Origin of the sequence: Bartonella gliris (assembly GCF_045277155.1) — a bacterium.
Classification (GTDB): domain Bacteria; phylum Pseudomonadota; class Alphaproteobacteria; order Rhizobiales; family Rhizobiaceae; genus Bartonella; species Bartonella gliris.
Genome location: NZ_CP123962.1, coordinates 978370 through 1000018, shown reverse-complemented (window position 1 = coordinate 1000018; position 21649 = coordinate 978370). Strand labels below are relative to the sequence as shown.

The 21649-nt window shown below is 38.5% G+C and carries 20 protein-coding genes and 1 other RNA gene; 3 read left to right on the top strand and 18 right to left on the bottom strand.

Annotated features, from left to right (window positions below; translation table 11 throughout):
• Positions 1-56 precede the first annotated feature (56 nt).
• The 18 genes from QHG54_RS04515 to QHG54_RS04430 form a co-directional block, all read right to left on the bottom strand.
• The gene (locus QHG54_RS04515) at positions 57-758 is read right to left on the bottom strand and encodes a tRNA (guanine(46)-N(7))-methyltransferase TrmB (protein ID WP_406603932.1); all 702 of its coding nucleotides are present in this window, start codon (positions 756-758) and stop codon (positions 57-59) included.
• Positions 755-2023, bottom strand: a complete 1269-nt coding sequence (metK, locus tag QHG54_RS04510) for a methionine adenosyltransferase (RefSeq protein WP_317992780.1) — start codon at positions 2021-2023, stop codon at positions 755-757. The genes QHG54_RS04515 and metK overlap by 4 nt, the downstream gene beginning before the upstream one ends.
• A gap of 116 nt (positions 2024-2139) precedes the next feature.
• Positions 2140-2553 (bottom strand): helix-turn-helix transcriptional regulator, encoded by a 414-nt coding sequence (locus QHG54_RS04505; protein WP_317992781.1) that lies wholly within the window; start codon positions 2551-2553, stop codon positions 2140-2142.
• A gap of 145 nt (positions 2554-2698) precedes the next feature.
• Positions 2699-4330 (bottom strand): apolipoprotein N-acyltransferase, encoded by a 1632-nt coding sequence (gene lnt / locus QHG54_RS04500; RefSeq protein ID WP_317992782.1) that lies wholly within the window; start codon positions 4328-4330, stop codon positions 2699-2701.
• Positions 4293-5312: a hemolysin family protein gene (locus QHG54_RS04495; protein ID WP_317992783.1), complete on the bottom strand. Its 1020-nt coding sequence runs from the start codon at positions 5310-5312 to the stop codon at positions 4293-4295. The genes lnt and QHG54_RS04495 overlap by 38 nt, the downstream gene beginning before the upstream one ends.
• Positions 5313-5369: 57 nt before the next feature.
• Complete coding sequence (gene ybeY / locus QHG54_RS04490; RefSeq protein ID WP_317992784.1) at positions 5370-5846, bottom strand: rRNA maturation RNase YbeY; 477 nt, start codon at positions 5844-5846, stop codon at positions 5370-5372.
• Between the two features lie 12 nt (positions 5847-5858).
• Positions 5859-6971, bottom strand: a complete 1113-nt coding sequence (locus tag QHG54_RS04485) for a PhoH family protein (protein WP_406603931.1) — start codon at positions 6969-6971, stop codon at positions 5859-5861.
• Positions 6972-7134: 163 nt separating this feature from the next.
• Positions 7135-8511, bottom strand: coding sequence for a tRNA (N6-isopentenyl adenosine(37)-C2)-methylthiotransferase MiaB (miaB, locus tag QHG54_RS04480; protein ID WP_406603930.1), 1377 nt, complete (start codon positions 8509-8511; stop codon positions 7135-7137).
• 31 nt (positions 8512-8542) lie between these two features.
• Positions 8543-9034: a ribosomal protein S18-alanine N-acetyltransferase gene (gene rimI / locus QHG54_RS04475; RefSeq protein WP_317992787.1), complete on the bottom strand. Its 492-nt coding sequence runs from the start codon at positions 9032-9034 to the stop codon at positions 8543-8545.
• Positions 9034-9732: a tRNA (adenosine(37)-N6)-threonylcarbamoyltransferase complex dimerization subunit type 1 TsaB gene (gene tsaB / locus QHG54_RS04470; RefSeq protein WP_406603929.1), complete on the bottom strand. Its 699-nt coding sequence runs from the start codon at positions 9730-9732 to the stop codon at positions 9034-9036. The genes rimI and tsaB overlap by 1 nt, the downstream gene beginning before the upstream one ends.
• A 641-nt stretch (positions 9733-10373) precedes the next feature.
• Positions 10374-11402 (bottom strand): YeiH family protein, encoded by a 1029-nt coding sequence (locus tag QHG54_RS04465; protein WP_406603928.1) that lies wholly within the window; start codon positions 11400-11402, stop codon positions 10374-10376.
• Positions 11403-11469: 67 nt separating this feature from the next.
• On the bottom strand, positions 11470-12075 hold the full coding sequence (recR, locus tag QHG54_RS04460) for a recombination mediator RecR (RefSeq protein ID WP_317992790.1): 606 nt from the start codon (positions 12073-12075) through the stop codon (positions 11470-11472).
• A 36-nt stretch (positions 12076-12111) separates the two neighbouring features.
• Positions 12112-12435 (bottom strand): YbaB/EbfC family nucleoid-associated protein, encoded by a 324-nt coding sequence (locus QHG54_RS04455; RefSeq protein ID WP_317992791.1) that lies wholly within the window; start codon positions 12433-12435, stop codon positions 12112-12114.
• Positions 12436-12449: 14 nt separating this feature from the next.
• A complete protein-coding gene (locus QHG54_RS04450) occupies positions 12450-14390 on the bottom strand; it encodes a DNA polymerase III subunit gamma/tau (RefSeq protein WP_406603927.1) in 1941 nt (646 codons plus the stop codon).
• 222 nt (positions 14391-14612) lie between these two features.
• Positions 14613-14710: signal recognition particle sRNA small type (gene ffs, locus QHG54_RS04445), an RNA gene on the bottom strand.
• Positions 14711-15438: 728 nt separating this feature from the next.
• A complete protein-coding gene (locus QHG54_RS04440) occupies positions 15439-15843 on the bottom strand; it encodes a hypothetical protein (protein ID WP_317992793.1) in 405 nt (134 codons plus the stop codon).
• Between the two features lie 506 nt (positions 15844-16349).
• Positions 16350-17213, bottom strand: coding sequence for a prephenate dehydratase (locus tag QHG54_RS04435; RefSeq protein ID WP_317992794.1), 864 nt, complete (start codon positions 17211-17213; stop codon positions 16350-16352).
• Positions 17210-17941, bottom strand: coding sequence for a 3-deoxy-manno-octulosonate cytidylyltransferase (locus QHG54_RS04430; RefSeq protein ID WP_317992795.1), 732 nt, complete (start codon positions 17939-17941; stop codon positions 17210-17212). The genes QHG54_RS04435 and QHG54_RS04430 overlap by 4 nt, the downstream gene beginning before the upstream one ends.
• Positions 17942-18062: 121 nt before the next feature.
• On the opposite strand from QHG54_RS04430, the gene QHG54_RS04425 reads away from it, so the two are divergent.
• The 3 genes from QHG54_RS04425 (at position 18063) to QHG54_RS04415 (ending at position 21538) form a co-directional block, all read left to right on the top strand.
• Positions 18063-18635: a c-type cytochrome gene (locus tag QHG54_RS04425; RefSeq protein WP_406603926.1), complete on the top strand. Its 573-nt coding sequence runs from the start codon at positions 18063-18065 to the stop codon at positions 18633-18635.
• Positions 18636-19398: 763 nt separating this feature from the next.
• Positions 19399-20265 carry a ThiF family adenylyltransferase gene (locus tag QHG54_RS04420; protein WP_406603925.1) on the top strand — a complete coding sequence of 289 codons (867 nt, stop codon included), beginning with the start codon at positions 19399-19401 and terminating at the stop codon, positions 20263-20265.
• A gap of 37 nt (positions 20266-20302) precedes the next feature.
• On the top strand, positions 20303-21538 hold the full coding sequence (locus QHG54_RS04415; RefSeq protein ID WP_317992798.1) for an MFS transporter: 1236 nt from the start codon (positions 20303-20305) through the stop codon (positions 21536-21538).
• Positions 21539-21649 lie beyond the last annotated feature (111 nt).

Sequence of the window (21649 nt, the reverse complement as noted above, 5' to 3'; positions counted from 1 at the left end):
TGATACTCTTAAATTTAGAGTTTTTCAAGTTGTTTATGATAAAAGCGCTTCATCATTTATTTCTTGATAAAAGTGAGATAGGTAGGTGTGCGTCCTTCGCGTAAAGCTTTTGCTTCATACCGGGTACTTGGCCATAGCGGATAAGGTGTTTTCCAATCTTGAGGGCTTTCTGCTTCCCATTCAAAGTTTTGATGTTGTGTACAATGGTACAGGGTCCAGTTTACATAACTCTCTATATCGCTGGCGAAGCGGAATTTTTTGCCTGTTTTAAGAACGCGAGCAAAACGGTTAAGATTTTTTATGTTAATGAAGCGCCGTTTCCAATGCTTTTTTTTAGGCCATGGATCAGGATAGAAGAGGTCTATTCCATCAAGTGATGCATTTGGGAGCCAATCAAGGAGGCGTGTGGCATCATCATCATAAAGACGAAGATGATTTTGATACTGTTCATGTTGTTCAAGTGACATTAACATTTTTGCTATGCCATTGATGAAGGGCTCGATGCCGATAAAACCGGTTTGTGGAAAATGTTCCATTTCATGGAGCAAATGTTCACCTCCACCAAAGCCAATTTCAAGCCGGACTTCTCTTACTTTTCTGGAAAATAAGGACGTTAGGTCTGAAGGCGCAGAGTTATTTAAATCAATGTTAAGAGTTGGGAGAAGCATTTTGATACGCGTAAGTTGACTATTTCGTAACCGTTTTCCTTGCCGGCGACCAAAAAAGGCTTCACGTGTCCGTGTATTCTGTACAATCATGGTATTTTAATCATTGTTTGAAGTGTTTTAATGAGATCGGTTTTTTCCCATGAAAACGAACCATCATGTTTTGGTTTGCGTCCAAAATGACCATAAGCAGCTGTTTTTGCATAAATCGGTTTGTTGAGATTAAGATGTTTTCGAATCCCTGTCGGTGAAAGGTCCATTATTTTGCGGATTGCTGCTTCAAGAACACTTTCATCCACTTTTCCCGTTCCATGGAGATTAAGATAAATAGACAAGGGTTGTGCAACACCAATTGCATAGGAGAGTTGGATAGTGCATCGTTCTGCTAAATCAGCTGCAACAATATTCTTAGCCAGATAGCGTGCAGCATAAGCTGCAGAACGATCAACTTTTGTTGTATCTTTGCCTGAAAAAGCTCCTCCACCATGGGGGGCTGCACCTCCATAAGTGTCAACAATAATTTTACGCCCTGTTAGCCCAGCATCGCTTTGAGGTCCACCGATAACAAATTTTCCTGTTGGGTTAATGTACCAACTGCATTGAGCCGAAATAGGAATATCGTGCAAAGCTTGACGAATATAAGGTTCAACCACTGTACGCACTTTATTGGAATCCCAACTTTCATCTAAATGCTGTGTCGAAAGAACGATAGATGTTACTTCTATAGGCTTTCCATTTTTATACCGTATTGTTATTTGGCTTTTAGCATCTGGTCCTAATTTTCCGGTTTCTCCTTCCTTTTTATGGCGAGCCTCAGCAAGAAGTTTTAGAATCTTATGTGCATAATAAATTGGCGCGGGCATGAGATCTGGTGTTTCACGGCAAGCATATCCGAACATGATACCTTGATCGCCTGCGCCTTCTTCGCCATGCCGATCTACAGCGTTATCAACCCCCCGTGCAATGTCAGCTGATTGAGGGCGCAAAAGAACATCAATTTTAACGGTTTTCCAATGGAAGCCTATTTGTTCATAACCAATTGCACGAATAGCACGGCGCGCTACTGTACGAAAACGAGTAGGATTAATGATTGGGAACCCAGCTTCATCATAGATAAGTTGCTTGTTTTTATCTTTTTTTAAAAGTGTATCAGGAACACGTACCTCACCGGCAATAACAACGCGGTTCACACTTACTAAAGTTTCACAAGCTATTCGCACGAGCCACGGATCAGTACCAGTTTTTTGAGACTCTTGATAGATCATATCAACGATCTCATCTGAAATGCGATCGCAAATTTTGTCAGGATGTCCTTCCGATACTGATTCACTTGTAAAAAGATAATCTTGATGCGGCATAGGAACTCCTTCAAAAAAGAAAACTGCACTCCATTAAAGTCGCCCTTATTTGCCAATCTCATGACAAATCGTCAATGCTGATTTATGATATGAGTGAGAGAAAGGATATATTTTATTTATAACTTGTTTGTTAGATCTTCTTCAGAGAGTGCTTTTGCCAAATCAATAATTTTTCGACGCACTCTAGCATCAGATATATTAGTGAAAGCACGCATGAGTTGGATTCCCTCACTGCTAGAGCAAAAGTCCATAAAATTATTATCGCTTTCAGCAAAGCCTTCCGCATGTTTAGTATTGATGCCTTTATCAAAAAAATAAGAAACAGGTACATCCATAATTTCCGCAATCGCTTGAAGACGACTTGCGCCAATGCGATTTGTACCTTTTTCATATTTTTGGATTTGCTGGAAAGTAATACCTAGTTTTTCCCCCAAATTCTCTTGAGTTAGTCCTAAAATATTACGACGTAAACGAATACGGGTTCCGACATAGATATCTATAGGATCGGGTTTTTTTCTAGTTTCGGTCATAATGCAACTCTTTAAATTTCCAACACTTCAAAATCAACATCAGATTTATGTGAGGTTGATTTATCATACAATAAAGTAATATGTAACACTTTTTCCCAACACTCATGGTACATATAACATGGTACCGTACATGGGCATGCGATCATTAAAACTGTTTTGTAAAACCAAAACAAACACGGCACAATAACATAAGAATGAATAAGATAAAAGTAGAGAATATTCTGTATTCATTGTTTCCTATGGGGGTAATGGGTGACGGAATCGGCGAATCAATAATGCCAACAGCATTCTGTTGGAGAGCTACAACGATTCGTCCATAAGAATCAATGACAGCTGATATTCCATTATTGGCTGCTCGTATGAGAGGGATTCCCAGTTCAACTGCACGAAGCTGCGCTTGTTGAAGATGTTGGTATGGGCCGGGTGTTACGCCAAACCATGCATCATTTGTAACATTAATGATTGCTTGAGGAGAGGAACCTTTAAAAGTCATTTCATTGGGAAATATTGCTTCATAACAAATCAGCGGAAGATAAGAAAAACCATTCGGCATCATGACAGTTTTGCGCACATTTGCAGCACTATATCCACCAATATTATCAGCAAGGATATGCAATCCAATTTTTTTCAATAAATTCTGATAGGGAAGATATTCACCAAAAGGAACCAAGTGAAGTTTATCAGAAGTGTTTAAAATATCACCTTTAGCATTAATGACTGCAATTGTATTAAAATAGTGCGTTTGTGCATTAGCAAGATCATTACTGGCACGTATAGCACCAATAATAGCCCATTGTTTGGGCTTGAGAAGAGAAGCAATGCGCATTGTGATATCAGAGGTATCATCGAGAAGGTAAGGAATAGATGCTTCGGGCCATACGATAAAGTCAGGTTCTGGATTTTTATCCTCTGTGAGTGTTGCCGTCAGATTCATATGAGCTGCAAATATAGCTTCTCGTGTAATATTGCTCAATTTTGTGTTTTGTGGGATAGAGGGCTGAACAATGCGCACCCAATAACTATTTTTTTGATAATCAGCTATGTTGGGTGCAGCATTGAGACGATAAAATCCAAAACCACTGTGAAGTAATATAAGCGCTAAGCAAAGAGAAAGTGCGGATTTCTTTTTTTCATCTGTCAGTAAAACAGCGGGCAAACTATAAACTAAGACGGCCAAAATATTCATTCCGTAAAGCCCCACGATTGCATCTGATTGCATGAACATAGGGGTTGGCATAGCTGTATAGCCAAGAGCATTCCACGGAAATCCTGTGAACAAAAGTGCGCGCAACCATTCCGCTAGTCCCAGCGCAAAGGCTAAAACAAAAAAGCGTGCTATTCCCTTTGTCCATAATAAACCGACAATAAAACCGGCAAAAAACCAATAAAGAGAAAGGTAGAGGGGAGGGCAAAAAATGGCAAATGGCACTGCCCAACCAAAAGCAACGGGATCTGTCAACAAAGCATTGCATAGCCACCAAAGGCCGCAAAGAAAATAACCAAAGCCAAAGATCCCACAGCTTAAAGCGTAGGTCAGAAGGTTTTTTTTATTGTTTTGGATGGTACTTATTGTATCAAGTAAAACAATAAAGGTTGGAAAAGTTAAAAAGCAGAGAGGTGTTAAATAAAAGGGTGGAAGAGCAAAAGATGTGAACACACCACACAAAAAGAGAACCGCTTGCCGTTTCCAACCCGTAACGGAAAGCAAGAAAAGTATAAAACTGTTTAAAAATACTAGGCTATTCTTTGGAGATGACATTTTGTTTAAAATTTTCATTCTCCGAGATACGAAAAATGCGCAATCGCTTAATTCGACGTTTATCAGCTTCTAAAATACGGAATCGATAGCCTGGTACTGCTTCAATGACTTCACCTTTTGCCGGAATGCGATCAAGAATAGAGACAATCAACCCACCGATAGTATCGACTTCATCACCATATTCCCCTACGATAAAATCAGGACCAAGAGCTTTTTCCACATCTTCTAGTTCGGTTCTTGCATCAACGAGCCATTTATTGTTGGGTTCACGTACGATAGCGTTGTCGACATTATCATGTTCGTCTTCGATATCACCAACGACTAATTCGACAATGTCTTCCATAGAAACTAAACCATCTGTTCCACCATGTTCATCAATTACCAAAGCCATTTGTGTTCGTGTGGCTTGCATTCGTGTTAGTAATTTGCTTGCAAGCATGGAGCTAGGAACGAAAAGAACTGTTCGAATCAGATCCAAATCACCGATTGGAGTATGTAAATCTGCGTGGTTTAACTGCAGTGAATCGGATGTTTGCTCTGTCTGGACGGATTGCATAATAAAGCGTGTTATATAATTAAGGATATCGCGTATATGAATCATTCCCCGCGGATCATCTAAGGTTTCAGCATAAACAGGGATGCGAGAATGACCAATCTTTGCAAAACATTTAAGGGCTTCCCCGAGAGGGGTGTTTATTTCCAATGCTTCGATTTCAGAACGTGGAATCATGACATCATCAACGCGTGCTTCGCGCAAGCGTAAGATATTATGCAGCATAGTACGTTCTTCAGGTGAGAAGAGGGCAGTATCCTTTTCATTGTCAGCCGTGAGTGCAACGGTAAGATCATCGCGCAGTGAAGTATAATTACGGCCACGTAAGAACGAAAACAAATGACTCATCAGAGAATTTTTTTCCGTATGATTTGTTCTTTGAGAGGGATGTTCTTCAATATTAGAAGACGTTTGACTGTTATTTTGTGTATTTACTTTGTTTGCCATGATTTTGAAATCTTCTAGACCTTTTTGGGTACTTTAAATTGTATGATTTTGATATTGTTAAGACAATTCAACGTAGGGATCCTTTATGGCAAGCTTTTGGAGAATTTCTCTTTCGAGCTTTTCCATGTAATACGCTTCATCATCTGTTTCATGATTATAGCCAAGAAGATGGAGGACGCCATGAACAATCATATGCGTTAAGTGGTCCTGAAATGATTTTCCTTCTTTTTCTGCTTCAAGAGCAACAGTTTCTCGCGCAATAATGATATCACCAAGCATGAGTCCAGGAGGATCTCCAGCTTTAAGGGGAAAAGCAGGAAAAGATAATACATTTGTAGGTTTATTTTTATTGCGCCAGAGCGCATTGATCTTTGCCATATGTTTATCATCCGTAAAAAGCAGGCTAATTTCGCTTACAACATTTTCCAATGAAACATGATGCATTGTCGTTTTTAATGCTTTTTCAGTGATATTATAAAGCATTTTCTCATCATTCCACGCTGCGTTCTCAACAGTTATATCAATAGTAATCATGACAAATCAAATTCACTTTTCTGATGCACCGCATGAGAGTGGCTTTTCTTTTTTATTTTGTGCTCCAGAATCACGATCATAAGCTTGCACAATAGCTGTAACAAGGGGATGGCGCACAACATCTTTTTCATCAAAACGAATAATTGCAATATTTTCTACATTTGAAAGAATACGTATTGCTTCGATTAAACCTGATTTTTGTCCTGCAGGCAAATCAATTTGGCTGATATCACCGGTAACGATCATGCGTGCTCCTTCTCCAAGACGTGTGAGAAACATTTTCATTTGCATGGGCGTAGTATTTTGCGCTTCATCGAGAATGATAGCAGCATGAGTAAGTGTTCGTCCGCGCATGAAAGCAAGAGGAGCAATTTCTATGACACCAGAAGCTAAAATGCGTTCTACTTTTTCGACGGGCATCATATCATAGAGAGCATCATAAAGTGGACGTAAATATGGGTCGACTTTTTCTTTGAGATCACCGGGAAGAAAACCAAGATGCTCTCCAGCTTCAACAGCCGGACGTGAGAGGATAATTCGTTCAATGATACCACGCTCTAAAAGCATTGCAGCATGAGCAACAGCAAGATATGTTTTGCCTGTTCCTGCTGGCCCTATACCAAAAACAAGTTCAGTGTGTTCCATTGCGTGTATGTAAGCATTTTGGGTCGGAGTCCGAGCGTGGATTGTTTTTTTATGTGTACTCAATCGTGCTGGTATATGTTTTTTTGCAGGTTGGGTTGTTGTTGGCGATTCTTGCTGTTTGTGTGGCAAATTTGCCATGGCAATCGCTCCTTCTATATCCGATAAAGTGAGCTCTTGATGTGTTTTAACGCGTTCATAAAGCTGCTGTAACACATCTTGCGCGTGCTTTGTTGCAGTAGTTTTCCCATGGATTAAAACTTCATTGCCACGTGGATGAATATTGAGTCCGAGCTTTTGTTCAATATAAGCAAGATTTTTGTCGAATTCACCAAATACTGCTTTCGCATATTGATTATTTTCAAAAATTAAAACAACATGATGAACATCTGATGTGTTTGCTTTTTCTGAGATAACAATATTTTCAGGGAAAATACTTATTTTCTCTTTAACGCGCTTAACTTTTTCGGTTGAATCTTTCAACCTATTCTCCCATATCTACACAGTGCGATACACTCTTTTGAGTGAACTTTATAAAAAACATCTACTCTTTAGTATAAAGTGTAAACTTGAAATGTGGCACTTATTTTCAAAAATAAAAAAGTTTTCCAAAATCCATGCTTTGAACAAGATGCCAGAAGTCTATTTATACATTTGCTGTTTCACCGACAAAACTGTTTGAGCTCGCATTTTTAATATGAATTGGCATCACAGTACCTGTAGAAGCCTCTGTATCTACCACAACAGGTAAAAGCCAAGGTGAACGACCTACCATTTGCCCAGAGTGACGACCGGCCTTTTCGATGAGAACATCGGTGGTATGACCAATTTTAGAGCGCAAAAATGCATTTTGCTGCTCAAGGAGAAGGATTTGTAGATGTTGAAGCCGAGCATCTTTCACAGCTTCATCAACATGATTTTTCATTGTCGCACCAATTGTTCCAGGTCGAGGTGAATACTTGAAAGAATAGGCCGAACTGTATTGCACTTGTTTAATAAGTTTAATGGTCTCTTCAAAATCTTCATCTGTTTCTCCTGGAAATCCTACAATAAAATCGCCTGAAAAAGCAATATCGGGTCGTGCGTTACGAATTTTTTCGATAAGATGAAGATAATGAACGCTTTTGTGTTGGCGGTTCATTGCTTTTAAGATACGATCCGAACCCGATTGGACAGGGAGATGCAGATAAGGCATCAATATATCCAGATCTCGGTGTGCGGCAATAAGACTGTCATCCATATCACGCGGGTGGCTAGTTGTATAACGTAGACGCTTTAAGCCATCAAGTTTTGCGAGGTGATAGAGAAGATCACCAAGACGCCAAGTTCTACCATCAGCACTTTGTCCGTGCCAACCGTTTACATTTTGTCCAAGAAGTGTAATTTCTTTGACTCCAGCTTCAATGAGTTGGCGAGCTTCTTCGGTAATTTGTTCGACGGATCGCGATATTTCGGCACCCCGTGTGTAGGGAACAACACAAAAAGTGCAAAATTTATCACAGCCTTCTTGTACTGTTAAAAATGCACTAACGCCTCGTTTTCTTACAGCACGTTTATTATGAGGCGGTAAATGAGCAAACTTATCCTCAACAGCGTAGTCTGTTGCAACAATTTTTTTCCCTTGTTTGGTTTGTTCTAGCAAGTCTGGCAAGCGATGATACATTTGCGGTCCAACAACGAGATCCACCATTGGTGCACGGCGCAAAATTTCACTTCCCTCCGCTTGTGCAACACAACCGGTCACACCGACCATCAAGGGTTTGTCAGGCGTACGTTCTTGACGCATTACCCGCAAGCGACCGAGATCAGAATAGAGTTTTTCTGCTGCTTTTTCACGAATATGACAGGTATTGACAAGAATAAGGTCTGCGTCATTTGGTGTTTGTGTGGCGACATAACCTTGTGAACTAAGACTATCAGTCATCCGTTGGCTGTCATAAACATTCATTTGACACCCATAGGTTTTGATAAAAACCTTTTTAGGAGCAACAGGGGGTGTCTTTTTAGAGTTTTCTTGTTTCATAGCGCATATCTAAATGTTTTTTACGCAAATCTCAATCTGTTTGCTTAAAAGTTTTTTGCATAATGATTGCATCTATACGACTATTTTTAGACTGGTAGTATGCAGGACGTTTAGAAATTTTTTGAAATTCGAAATGTTGATAAAGATTTAAAGCAGAAAGATTAGTTTCTTCTACTTCTAGGAATAGCTTTATAGCGTTTTTGTGTTGAAGATGGCGAAGTGTACTATCGATAAGCAGGGAGCCAATTCCTTGTCGACGACAATGAGGTTGGACAGCAATTGTGATGATTTCTGCTTCATCAAGAATGAGACGGCATAGGCAAAAGCCTAAGATTTTATCAGGTTGCCGGATGAGAGAGGTTTTGTATCCAAAGATAGAGTGATCTTGTAAGAAATGATCAAATGCTTGTTTTTCCCAAGAAGGGACAAAACAATGTTGATGAATTTGAGAAAGGGAAGCGCTGTCATCTGTTTGTAGCTGATCAATCCGAAAATGCTTTTTTGTTAATAAAAATTTGGACATTATTTTTTTCGTGGTAAAGCAAAACCGGTTTGTTGTTTAGCATCAGCATTGCGTAGATAGAGCGGACGGGGGTGTTCTTGTGGTTGTTTGTTTGCAGCAAGGTGAGCATAGCTTACAATATCAGCTGCTTCGCATAAGATTTGATCTAGTACAACTTTTTTGTTTATCTGATTGTTTTTAATATAGAGCGCAACGATATTAGCTGCTGGACCGGTTAGTCTCGTTTGTTGTGGTAAATCTTCGATGATATTGTCAATTGTTTTTAAGCTAGGCGCTCCCAAAGGGGTGAGATCTTCTTTAAAATTTTGATGGTAGAACATATCTCTACCGGCTTCAATAACAACAGTGATTGCTAACGTAGTATTTTTATTTGCTGCCTGAGCGGCTAATGCTTCAAGTGCGCTTACTCCAATCGCTGGTATTTCTAGCGCTAGTGCTAAAGCTCTTGCTGTTGAAACACCGACACGCACACCGGTGAATGATCCAGGTCCAATATTGACAGCAATACGATCAACCTGGTTAAGAGTAATATTGGCTTGGTTGGTTACTTGTGCAATGTATCCAATAAGTTTTTCAGCGTGTCCTTTATTCATGCGTTCGCTGATATGTGCAATCACAGATTTATGATGCACAGATTTATGATGAATGAGTGCAACGGCGCAATAAATTGAAGCAGTGTCTATGGCAAGGATAAGCATGAAAATATTGTAGTTGAATAATATGATAAACAAAAGGCCTGCTGTATTTTTTACTCTTTTTTATTTTGTTGGTGCATGTTGCAGTATTTTCAGAAATTTACATAACGAATAGACAACATTTTTTTGAAGTGTTTTATTATGTGCAGTCAATACTCCATATTTTCTCGTCTATACGAAAAAGCTCAACCATTAAAACAGAGTTAGTTTTTTTGCAAAAACGTAATATCTTTTTTTATTAAATGTGGGGGTATTTAATTTTCATTATACTCTGTAGCATAACAGAGTAAGTAACAACCATTTTAAGGGAAGAAATCATGAGATCACATTTGTTTTTTCTCAATAAAAGCATATTCCATTATTATTTTGTAAAAACTTGATTTTGGTTAGAATAGAATTTTTTGATGAATGATATATTCTAGTACTATGCTGCTCTGTTACACAGGCAATTTTGTATTGAAAAACCAGTTGAACAAGCAATTTGATAACTTTCTATGCCATATTAAAAGACATTCGATTTTTTGTATAGGATGATAGAGAATTTTTTGAATTTTCACCCTAGTTTGGTGAAAAACTGTTTCAATATTGAAAAATTTTTGGGTTAATTGCCTGCAAAAAAGAACAAAGTGTTTAAGAGTACTATTTCAAAATGTTATATGGTTCAGATCAATCAATTTTATCATGATAAGACTACAAATACCGAGAAGGAGTATGGAGGAAGTTGAAGCTAAAATAACTTGCCACCCTGCTTTTTTTAATGAACGGATATCAACACCTAATCCTAGAGCTGCCATTGAAACAACTGTGAACAATTGAGCAATAAGTCTTATCGGGTTGAGTGCCGTTTCAGGAATAAGCTCACTTGAACGGATAAGCATCATGATAATAAAACCGATAATAAACCATGGGACAAGAGTGTGTAGACGAAAATGTGTTTGTGCTGATCGGCGGTAGATGATTGATAGGGTGAAAATAACAGGGCCTAACATTAAAACGCGCACCAACTTGACAATTGTTGCGATTTGAAGGCTTACAAAAGAGACAGATGTTGTTGCTGCCAAAACCTGTGGTACAGCATAGACAACCATTCCTGCAAGCACACCGTATTGGCTAAATGATAAATTCAAAAGTGGCTGTAAAAAGGGTAGAAGTAAAATAATAAGAACCCCTAAAAGAGCGGTAAAAGCAATTGATGCTGCTACATCTTCATGCTTGGCATGGATGACGGGTGCAGTTGCAACGATAGCTGAATTACCACAAATAGCATTACCACAAGCGACCAGCATTGCTAAATTTGCAGAAAGTCCAAAAAGTCTGCCTATAGCAAAACTGATAAGTATAGTTATAAATATAACGAATATGATGCTAGCAAGTAAATTCCAACCGGCTGAAAGAACTGCATGGATGCTAATGCTTGCTCCTAGAAGAACAATAGCAATTTCAAGAAGTGTTTTTGCACAAAAGGTTATACCTTTTTGCAAATATTTTGGCAGATTAAAACAGCTCCGGGTAATGGATCCTAAGAAGATTGCTAAAACAAGGCTTTCGAGCCACTTTTCTGAGAAAAGCTGTTTTTCTATAACTTCTAAACCATAAGCTAAGGCGGATATAAGCAGACATACTAGGACACCCGGAGCAAAATCGTTCACAAGTGAAAGCTTTTTCTTTGGCACTTTGATATTCCCCCATAAAAAGCAACAAGAGTAGGTAAGAAAAGGTAACAAGCATTAGCAGCGAGTTTTAAAGATTGGTCCTTGCTTGTAAGGCTGCAGCCAAGGTTCCATCATCAAGATAATCCAATTCACCTCCCACGGGCACTCCATGGGCGAGCCGCGTAATTTTAACTTGAAAATTGGTGAGTTGATCAGTGATGTAATGGGCTGTTGTTTGTCCTTCAACTGTAGCATTCACGGCGAGAATAATCTCTGTAATTGGATTTTGTACAACGCGCTGTATTAAAGAGTTGATGTTGAGTTCATCAGGTCCTATTCCATCTAGTGGGGAGAGCCGTCCGCCTAAAACATGATAACGCGCGGCTAAAGTTTTTGCACGCTCAAGAGCCCAGAGATCAGCAATATCTTCAACAACAATAATTGTTGTATCATCGCGGCGAGGATCTGTACAAATCGAACAAGGATCAGTTGTATCTACATTTCCACAAACAGAACAAATACAGACTTTTTCTACAGCTGCTTGTATTGCTGCTCCTAAAGGTTCAAGCAATGTCTCTTTTTTTTTGATAAGATGAAGTGCAGCACGACGTGCCGAACGTGGACCAAGACCTGGTATCCGCGCTAAAAGCTGAATGAGACGTTCAATCTCAGGTCCTGCGATGTGTTTAGACATACTTTTATTCCAAGGGATTAAGCAAACCCCAGTTCATTAGAGCGGAAGTTTGAAACTTGATGGGAGTGGTATCCCTGCTGTTAGGCTTTTTGTTTTTTCTTCTATAGCTATTTCAAGTTTTGCTCTGGCTTCATTATAGGCTGCCATAACGAGATCTTCAAGAATTTCAGCTTCCTCAGGTGTGAGTAATGAAGGGTCAATTTGGATTGCAGTTATAACATTCCTGCCGTTTAATGTGATGCTGACAAGTCCACCTCCAGCAATACCAGTCGCTTGCAAATTCGCGATTTCCTCTTGAACTGTCTGCATTTTCTTTTGCACTTCTTTGGCTTTTTTCATCATGCTCATCATATCACGCATAGGAATAGGTATCCTTATTCATCATTGATATCACTTTCATTTTTAAAGGTATTGGCATTTTTAAAGGTATCGGTGAGTAAATCAAGATCGTTTTCTTGTTTATTCAGGCGAATATCGACAATTTTTGCTTCTGGAAAATAATTAAGAATTTTGGCGACATCAGGATCTTCTTCTGCATTAGAAAAAAGAGTTTTTTGGATAGCCACACTTTCTTCCTGTAATGTTGGTCCTCCTCCTTCATTAACAAAGGTTATCGTCCAGCGTTTTTCAGTCCATTGAGACAGCATTTTTTTAATATCACTGGCAAGTGAACTTGGAGCATCTTTAGCAAGTCTTAAAGTGATATGCTCTGGTTCAAAAGAAACAGGATGGACAAATTCCTTAACAAGGAGTTTAAAAGAGATCTCATTATACTGTTCAGCTAATTTAATAATATCGTGTAGAGAATCAATGACTATGGTTTTGGGTTCAGTGATTTCTTCTGCTATTTGCTTAGAAGAATAGGGAAAATTGGCAGTATTTTCAGGAGGAGTAACAGACGGAGAAACTTCAAGAACTTCTGTTATTTTAGGTGAGTTAGTGCTTTTAGCAGTTTGAACTTTCAATGAACTTTCTGATTGTAAGGAGTAGTCCAATTGGTTTTTCAAGGGTATTTTAAAATCTGGTTGATCTATTGGTGCGTTTGAAACGCGTGCAAAAGGATGGGCATCTACAGCTGCTATTTTTGTTGTATTATTTGCATTTGCGGATTTTTGATGAGAAGAATTTTCGACAATTGTGAGAGATGTTTTTTCTTTCTCAAGCTTTTTTAAAGCTTCATCAAGAGTTGGTAGATCTGAAGTATGAGCAAGACGAATCAAGAGCATTTCGGCCGCTTGAAGCGGACGCGCGGTTTGACTAACTTCCTGTAAGCCTTTGAGCAACATTTGCCAGTTTCTGGACAAAACAGGGACAGAAAGTTTTTGTGAAAAATCTAAGCTTCTCAAACGCTCATCTTCAGTAAGGGAGAGATCTTCTACTATCTCTGGTGTGAAACGCAAACGTGTGACCAAATGATTGAAATCAGCCAATTCTGTCAATAGAGTGAGGGGATCAGCTCCTGCATCATATTGGCTGCGTAATTCATTCAATGCACCTACAACATTGCCTCTCATGATGAATTCAAAGAGATCAATAATACGTGCTTGATCAGCTAATCCTAGCATTGTGCGCACTGCAATAGCACTGACGCTGCCATTGCTATGAGCAATCGCTTGATCAAAAATGGACAGTGCATCGCGTGCAGATCCTTCTGCTGCACGTGCAATCATAAAGAGCGCTTTATCTTCTACTTCCACGTTTTCATGTTTAGCAATTTGGCGCAAATGAGCGACCAAAACTTCTGATTCAATACGCCGTAGATCAAAACGCTGACAACGGGAAAGGATTGTAATCGGAACTTTGCGAATTTCTGTCGTTGCAAAAATAAATTTTACATGTGGCGGTGGTTCTTCGAGTGTTTTCAATAAACCATTAAATGCTTGTGTTGAAAGCATATGCACTTCATCAATAATATAAACCTTATAGCGTGCAGAAACAGGACGGTAACGTATTTGTTCAATAATTTCACGAATATCATCAATACCCGTATGTGAAGCCGCATCCATTTCTATAACATCAATATGGCGTCCTTCAATAATTTGTGTGCAATGTTCACCAAGTGTGTTCAATATGGTAGTTGGTTGGTCAATCTCTTTTGTTTTGTAGTTAAGTGCACGTGCCAAAATACGTGCTGTTGTGGTTTTACCCACTCCACGAATTCCCGTTAGCATCCACGCTTGTGCAATGCGCCCTGTCTCAAAGGCATTAGTAAGGGTGCGCACCATTGCTTCTTGACCAATGAGGTCGGAGAAATTTTGAGGTCGATATTTGCGAGCAAGAACGCGATAGGTTGTTTCTACCGGCATATTTTTCATCAATAATTCCAATTTTGAAGCTCTTTTCAGTACATTTTGATAACACGCAGGAACGAGCTAACACTGCACTCTAATATAAAAGGATTTTTTCTCAATCAATTTATTTTTTTTAAGAAACAGGATCATTGGCCTAAAGACGACAAAAAAACTCTATACAAATGCCGCTATGATGACTGAGGTTGATATATTGAAAAACGACAAAAATATGATTTATCAAGTAAGAGAGGAGGCTGGTACGATGACCCGTACCAGAACTCGTTAGGGCTGCTTCTTTCCAGACCTGACCCAGTTGGCGAGCGGTTCGTCCATCACCAACCTCCCAATCGCATATTGTCGATTTAAAATAGAAAATCAAGCTAAGAAACGAAAAATATGGAAAGAAAAACCAAAAATTTTTCCTTTGAACTGAATTTTCATACTATGAACTACAAATATATTGGTGGAATTATCATTTTCCATTGGAAGAGCATTCTACATTGTATTTTGTTATGAACAAGGTATTTGCTTTGTCCACATAATGATTGGCTATAAGGAGATGCTCAGGGGTTAAGATCCATTCGCTGAAGCTGCTCACCGAATTATAGCTAGTTTGCAGCAGTAAAATTTGCAGCAGTAAAAAAGCGGAAGAGGAAGCATACAGGTTGTTCAATGAGTTGAAGTTAGAAAATCGGGGGAGAAGCTAGTTGCTGAATCGGCACGCATGCTTTACATTTTTTCTGTCTTTGGCAAGGTATGGAATACACTTACAGACCCTAAAAGTGGAGCTTTTTACTATTTTTCTGTTATTTTGCTATGATGTGATTTATAGACGCTGTGGCTTGTTACTAGTTTGTAGATGATTAACAGCTTACGAAAATACAGCACAGTTCCATCTTCTTTAAAATTGTACGATAGCCGGCTTTGCCAAGCAATTTGACTTTGCAAAATACATATAAAATTCAGATTTATAACAAATCGAGCCTTGATAATTCACTAAGCCCGCTTAAAAAAGTTTTATTTAAGCAATTGAGTGGACTACTTCAAAATTTAGGGACTATAGAAAAGATAATTAAAAATCCCCTGCATCACACTTTATGCCAGTAACATTTTGTTGAGTAATGTTTTTTAAAATATAGTTTCCTCCAGCAGGAAAGCCTAAAACGAGAGACTTTACATCTTTAAGGATAAATATTTTCTTTTCTTTATCATGCGTTATTTTATTTTCATCGTCAGCAACAATTTGTAATCTGTCTAAATCAGAAGGCGTTGTGTACGATAAAGTAAACGATACTTTCTCGGGTTTAAATCTCTCACAACCGCACTCAAAGCCTTGTTCTATTATACCAGGCGTACCAATTGTAACACTTTCATTAGGTGCAAAGTTCCATTCATTTTCACCAAATCCAGCAAATGCAACAGTGGAGCAAGCCAGCATATTTACAGCCAATAATCCTTGAGTGAAAATTTTTTTCATTGTGTTTTCCCTTGTTAGCTTACAACCCAATTAATTCGTAAATCGGTTTTGATAAATATAAAAAGTTGAATTTAACTGAGAAATGCAGAGTTAAACTACACTTTTTAGCTTTATAAAAACCATTTTGAGAACCGTCTAAACCGTGGCATTTGAAAGTATTCTTTTATATTTGATGTTCTCGTATGGTAAATTAATTGTCTTTGACCTTATTTTAAAGCTTTACAGTTATCCCTTTGGGATAAATCATTATGGAAGATCGTTTGTGTTCTCAATGCACTTCCTCTTTTTTATATGAGTGATATAATAGCTAAAGGAAACTTTTGTTTCCAATATTTGCTATTTGTGTCATTTTTTGTGTTGGCTGAACTCGGATTCATTATTTTGTAAATTCGTGAAGGAATGCTCTTCGGATAATTAAAGGATCCATGAGTAGATGTTATCACTGATTTTCTTTTTCAGTGCTCATTGTGAAGAGTAGTTATGCAATTTAGCAATTTAATTGTCCTTCATACTTGCGGTGTCCGATCGTTTTTAGACGGATAAATGCCGATAATGCGAAATTCAGCAGAGAAGAAAGCTAGTTCTTCTAGGGCGAGTTGCATCATGGGATCTTCGGGATGCCCTTCAATATCAACAAAAAACTGTGTTGCATTGAAATTTCCGCCAATTTGGTAGCTTTCTAATTTTGTCATATTGATACCATTTGTGGCAAATCCTCCCATAGCTTTATAAAGGGCAGCTGGGACATTACGGACTCGAAAAAGAAGGCTAGTGATGATTTTTTCGCCGTTTTGAGGTTTTGGCACGTGTTGTTGAGAACGTGAAAGGATAACAAAACGCGTAATATTATGAGGACTATCTTCAACATTTCTTTCAAGAATATCAAGTCCATAGAGTTCTGCTGCAATCAGAGGTGCCAAGGCTGCTTGTGAACGTTTAGCATCTTTTTTAATAAATTTTGCAGCTCCAGCTGTATCAGCAAAAGTGACAGGTTTCCAGCCATTGTTACGTATGATTTTACGGCATTGTGCAAGGGCATGTGTATGGCTATGAACGGTTTTAATTTCTTTATGTGTAACGCCGGGTAAAACCATGAGTTGAAAATGGATAGGTAGAAAGTATTCACCAATAATATAGAGGGATGATTGTGGTAAAAGGTGATGAATATCCGCAACGCGACCAGCAAGGGTATTTTCAATAGGAATCATGGCAAGATCAGCTTGCTCACTTTCCACTAAGTTAAGCGCGTCTTCAAAAGTAGCAGAGGGTATGGCATCCATATTGGGAAACATATTGGAACAAGCAATATGGGAATTGGCGCCGTATTCTCCTTGGAAGGAAATCTTATTAGTTTTTTGAAGTGTTTTCATGCTAAAATCTTGCGTGCTTTCTCAAGATCCCCTTGTGTATCGACGCTTAAGGGAATTGTATCCACTATTTCTACATCAATACGCATATTATGCTCCAATGCACGTAATTGTTCAAGCTTTTCACGTTCCTCAAGTGGTGAGGGTTTAAGTGCGACAAATCGCTCAAGTGCCTCACGGCGATAGGCATAGATTCCAATATGGTGGTAAAGAGGACCATTTCCATAAGGCGCTGTTGCACGCGTAAAATAAAGAGCACGAAGGCGGTTTTGAGAAAGCGGTGTACCAATAATTTTGACGACATTTGGATTTATTTTTTCATCTTCCTCAACGATTTTAGCACCCAAAGTTGCAATATCCGTTAAGCTATTTTCTAAAGGGCGTAAAGCATTGATGATTTCATGAGGCGTTATTGTTGGCAGGTCACCTTGTAGATTCAAAATGGCATTATAGCGTCGTTCAGGATCAATATGGGTTAAAGCTTCATAAATGCGATCAGAGCCAGATTTATGGTTGCTACATGTCATGATACATTCATGCCCATAAGCTGTGACGGTTTTGGCGATATCATTATGATCTGTTGCAACGATAGTCCGACCCAGTGCGGCTTTTTTAGCGCGTTCCGCAACATGAACAATCATTGGCTTTCCAGCGATTTCAGCGAGAGCTTTTTTGGGGAGACGGGTTGAGCCTATACGGGCGGGAATAAGAATAATCGGTTCAAGTGCCATTGCAAAGTTCCAAATGCCATGTGTGCAGTGTTTATAGTTGTACTGTGTTTATAATGTTGTGTCTTATATGGAAAAAGCTTAAACTGAAAGCGGTAATGAAAATATAAACATTTGAATTTTTATGAATCGTTCGACAGTTGCCTATTTTATTTTTGCTTGTCTTTTTGTGTTGCTTATTGTGGTGGGGATTTCCACACTCAGTGATATGGTCTACGATAATTCTACATTGGTTCAACCTTCTCATACAGCTACAGAAAATGATGTGCTCAAGGAAAAACAACAGGCATCTTCTCCTTCTTTATCCTCTTCTTTGTCATTGAGTGATCGTCTTCAACAGGGTAATCTTGAAAATGGGCGTAAAGTTTTTCGCCAATGTGCCATATGCCACACTTCTGGACGGAATGAACCTGGTCGTGTTGGTCCAGCACTTTGGGAGATTGTTAATCGCCCTTTGGCGTCTGGAAAAGGTTTTGCCTATTCACGGGCGTTGCGTGCAAATTCTGATCAAAAATGGGACTTTGTGACTTTAGATCGTTATCTGCAATCACCACGTAAAGCGTTTCCCGGAACAATTATGTCTTTTCGTGGAATCAAAAATGACCAAGATCGTGCTGATCTTTTACTTTATTTACGTAGTTTATCCGATCATCCTGTTCCTTTGCCAATGGATAATGAAGAAGGCGAACCAGATTAGACAAAAGATAAACTCTTCCGGAAGTAAATCACTTTAGAAAGAGATGTAATTGTTTGTTAGATTTTTATTTGTGACTTGAGGGTTTAATGTATTTTTTGCTGCATAGTGAGATCTACTACATGACACAAAGATATGCAGGTATTTGTCTTTAACGCGTTAGTTTATCATTGGCACACGGTAGTTTTTTTATTATCAAAGACTATTCCATTAAACTTTGAAATTTATGCAGTTAATGATGCCTAGAGAAGCAATTTAATGTTTTCAGAACGCATTGTTTCATCAGCAGATTTTTATTCTCACTCAAGAGTAAAAACGTATTACCCGAAATTTATCCATTAAAGAGGCGAGGGGATGCGTTGAATTCGATAACCACTTTAAAATTAATTGTGCATTGGTGACAAAGGTTGCGTCTGTATTCCTTTTCTCTCTTATTGGTAATGCAACAAAATATGCCTATGATTTGTTGAATCAAAGTTGGAAAATATAAGCATCAGGCAAAACTCCATTGAGAATTTTTCTTGAAAATAAAATTGATGTGATCTCCATATGAGAGCAACATCAAAGAGAATAAATAAATACTTTTGAGTACGTTATTTGCATTTTGTTGCAGTTAACCAACTAAGTGCCATAGAAAATAAAGCCCGACAAGAATAAGCTTTGCTTATTTTTTGAATGCAAAAGAGAGTTCCAATTTGTTATTAACGAGAAAAAAGACTGGAAAAATTTTGTACGTCTCGCTGCACAATGGATCGAGAAAAAGACGGTGGAAGAAGCTTACACTGCACTATCATCCATCATGTTGAGAGAAGATTTTAACCACGCATTTGACTTTCTTTTTTCTAACCATTTCCTTGTTTTAGCAGAGACATCAGACAATATCTTCAATAATCGGCATTCCAGAAATCATCTCCATTATCAAAGTTACGGTATGGATCCAGAGTCCGTTCAACATACCCTTTCACAAAAAGTGGTGGTCATCTTAGGGTGTGGCGGAATCGGTAATCATGTATCAGCGATACTTGCATCCTCGGGCGTGGGAAAATTAATTCTTGTCGACAATGATGTGATCGAGATAACCAACCTTACCAGACAAATTCTTTTTACTGAACAAGATGTTGGACTTCCTAAGACAACCGTTCTTCGACGTGAGCTGACACGAAGAAACAGTCAAAGTGAGATTAGTGAATTACAAATGTCGATCACTGCAAAAGAAGATATCAACAAATTGCCTAGAGCCGATTTGTGGATTATTTCTGCTGATACACCTGATCAGCTGGTACCATGGCTCAATGAATGGTGTGTAAAAAATCAACAAGCTTATATAAATTCCGGTTATGTCAATGATATCGCTGTGTTTGGACCTTTTTATATACCTGGAAAAACAGGTTGCTATGCATGCAGCTCATCCATAGGAACTCTTCCTCCAAAAAGTGACGGTTTAATCTATGAGGTTTGCGCTGCTATTAATAATAATTTTAAAGTTGCGACGTTTCCTCCCGTGAATGCTCTTTCAGCTGCCATGTGTGCTAATGATGCTCTTAAATTTTGGGGTGGTTATGGTGATCTACTTTCCATTGATCGTCGTTTGGGATATGGAGTAGCAAACTTTTCACACAAGAGCGTTCTTTAAAAAAGAACCCTCATTGTAAAGTTTGTGGAACAAAACAATGAACAGACCTCGAACACTTTCTGTAACCCATGGATCTTACCATGCAATACGGATGCTAATCGGTGTTTATCACGCCATTTTTCTAATATCTATGGGGGTTACCCTTTCCCAATTGGCTTTGCTTCAAGTCGCCTTTTCGGTAACTGTTTTGCTTCTTGATTTTCCTTGTGCTGTTTTTGCTGATAAATATCGACGTAAATACTCAGTCTCGGCTGGAGTTTTTATGACGGGAGTGTTTTATCTTCTCTGTCTTCAAGCCCCCAATATGATAGTGCTTATGATTGCACAAATTCTCTATGCAGCAGGAATTTGCCTCATTGCCAGCGCCATTGACGGCTGGATTTACCATTCTCTAGGCAACAGACAAGATCGCTTTTCGTATTATGCGCATCTCTCTCACCAAATAAACTCTTTTGGTAGCATTATCAGCGGTATCATAGGAATTGCAACGATATATTATACCAAGCAATATTTCATGGGATATATTATCTCATGTCTGATGATGGGAATAATTTTCTTTATATTTCTTATTGTTCCTGAAGAAAAAACATCTGTGAATGAAGGAATAAAAACAAAAACTATTCTGCAAAATGCTAAGGAAACGCTCTGGATATTTCAAAACACTGTGGGAGGAGCATGGTTTATTTTGCTGATGTGTCTTTTCAGCGCTGGCATTCAGGTTATCTATCACTTCTGGCAACCAATCATACTTTCCGGTGGAAAGATTGACCACCTCAATAGCTTGCAGATGCTAGTCCTCATGTTCTGCCATATCGGAGCCTTCTCAGCGCAATATTTTTCCAATTCACTGATGTCTAAGTATCACGTATTTGATAAAAAATATAAGAACTTTATAAAGTATTTTTCATTCTTCTCTGCCCTTATGTGTATTGCTCTTTATTTTTTCGTTCAGAGCAATCAAATTGCTGCGTCAGTCATCGCATTTTCGTTAATTCATGGATTTATTTGCACCGTACCAATAGGTGCAAAAAGCCTGTTTTTCTCAGAGCTTAAGAAAGAACAAACTGAGCATATTTCCAGCATTGTCGGTGCTGTCTCTTTTAGCGGAAGAATATTTTCAATAGCGGTATTAAGCGCCATCTCTTTTCTTCCTGCAAAAATTTCACCGTCTTCTTACCTTATACTACCAACTTTAACTTTTTTCATGTGCGGTTTGGTTACCATTAGGTGGATGTCGCTCTCTGGTAAATCTATTTTGAAAAAAACTATATGACAAATACAGTTGAAAAAGTGATTACTTTCGAAGTTTTATAGATCAGGAAAGGTTATTAGGATTTGCTTTACTAAAGAAACAGGACAATTGGCTACCAGAAATTTTTCTATG

Excerpts from the sequence above, each read along its gene's own strand:
- QHG54_RS04515 (WP_406603932.1), bottom strand. The coding sequence starts at position 758 with ATGATTGTACAGAATACACGGACACGTGAAGCCTTTTTTGGTCGCCGG.
- metK (WP_317992780.1), bottom strand. The coding sequence starts at position 2,023 with ATGCCGCATCAAGATTATCTTTTTACAAGTGAATCAGTATCGGAAGGA.
- QHG54_RS04505 (WP_317992781.1), bottom strand. The coding sequence starts at position 2,553 with ATGACCGAAACTAGAAAAAAACCCGATCCTATAGATATCTATGTCGGA.
- lnt (WP_317992782.1), bottom strand. The coding sequence starts at position 4,330 with ATGAAAATTTTAAACAAAATGTCATCTCCAAAGAATAGCCTAGTATTT.
- QHG54_RS04495 (WP_317992783.1), bottom strand. The coding sequence starts at position 5,312 with ATGGCAAACAAAGTAAATACACAAAATAACAGTCAAACGTCTTCTAAT.
- ybeY (WP_317992784.1), bottom strand. The coding sequence starts at position 5,846 with ATGATTACTATTGATATAACTGTTGAGAACGCAGCGTGGAATGATGAG.
- miaB (WP_406603930.1), bottom strand. The coding sequence starts at position 8,511 with ATGAAACAAGAAAACTCTAAAAAGACACCCCCTGTTGCTCCTAAAAAG.
- rimI (WP_317992787.1), bottom strand. The coding sequence starts at position 9,034 with ATGTCCAAATTTTTATTAACAAAAAAGCATTTTCGGATTGATCAGCTA.
- tsaB (WP_406603929.1), bottom strand. The coding sequence starts at position 9,732 with ATGCTTATCCTTGCCATAGACACTGCTTCAATTTATTGCGCCGTTGCA.
- recR (WP_317992790.1), bottom strand. The coding sequence starts at position 12,075 with ATGTCTAAACACATCGCAGGACCTGAGATTGAACGTCTCATTCAGCTT.
- QHG54_RS04455 (WP_317992791.1), bottom strand. The coding sequence starts at position 12,435 with ATGCGTGATATGATGAGCATGATGAAAAAAGCCAAAGAAGTGCAAAAG.
- QHG54_RS04450 (WP_406603927.1), bottom strand. The coding sequence starts at position 14,390 with ATGAAAAATATGCCGGTAGAAACAACCTATCGCGTTCTTGCTCGCAAA.
- QHG54_RS04440 (WP_317992793.1), bottom strand. The coding sequence starts at position 15,843 with ATGAAAAAAATTTTCACTCAAGGATTATTGGCTGTAAATATGCTGGCT.
- QHG54_RS04435 (WP_317992794.1), bottom strand. The coding sequence starts at position 17,213 with ATGAAAACACTTCAAAAAACTAATAAGATTTCCTTCCAAGGAGAATAC.
- QHG54_RS04430 (WP_317992795.1), bottom strand. The coding sequence starts at position 17,941 with ATGGCACTTGAACCGATTATTCTTATTCCCGCCCGTATAGGCTCAACC.
- QHG54_RS04425 (WP_406603926.1), top strand. The coding sequence starts at position 18,063 with ATGAATCGTTCGACAGTTGCCTATTTTATTTTTGCTTGTCTTTTTGTG.
- QHG54_RS04415 (WP_317992798.1), top strand. The coding sequence starts at position 20,303 with ATGAACAGACCTCGAACACTTTCTGTAACCCATGGATCTTACCATGCA.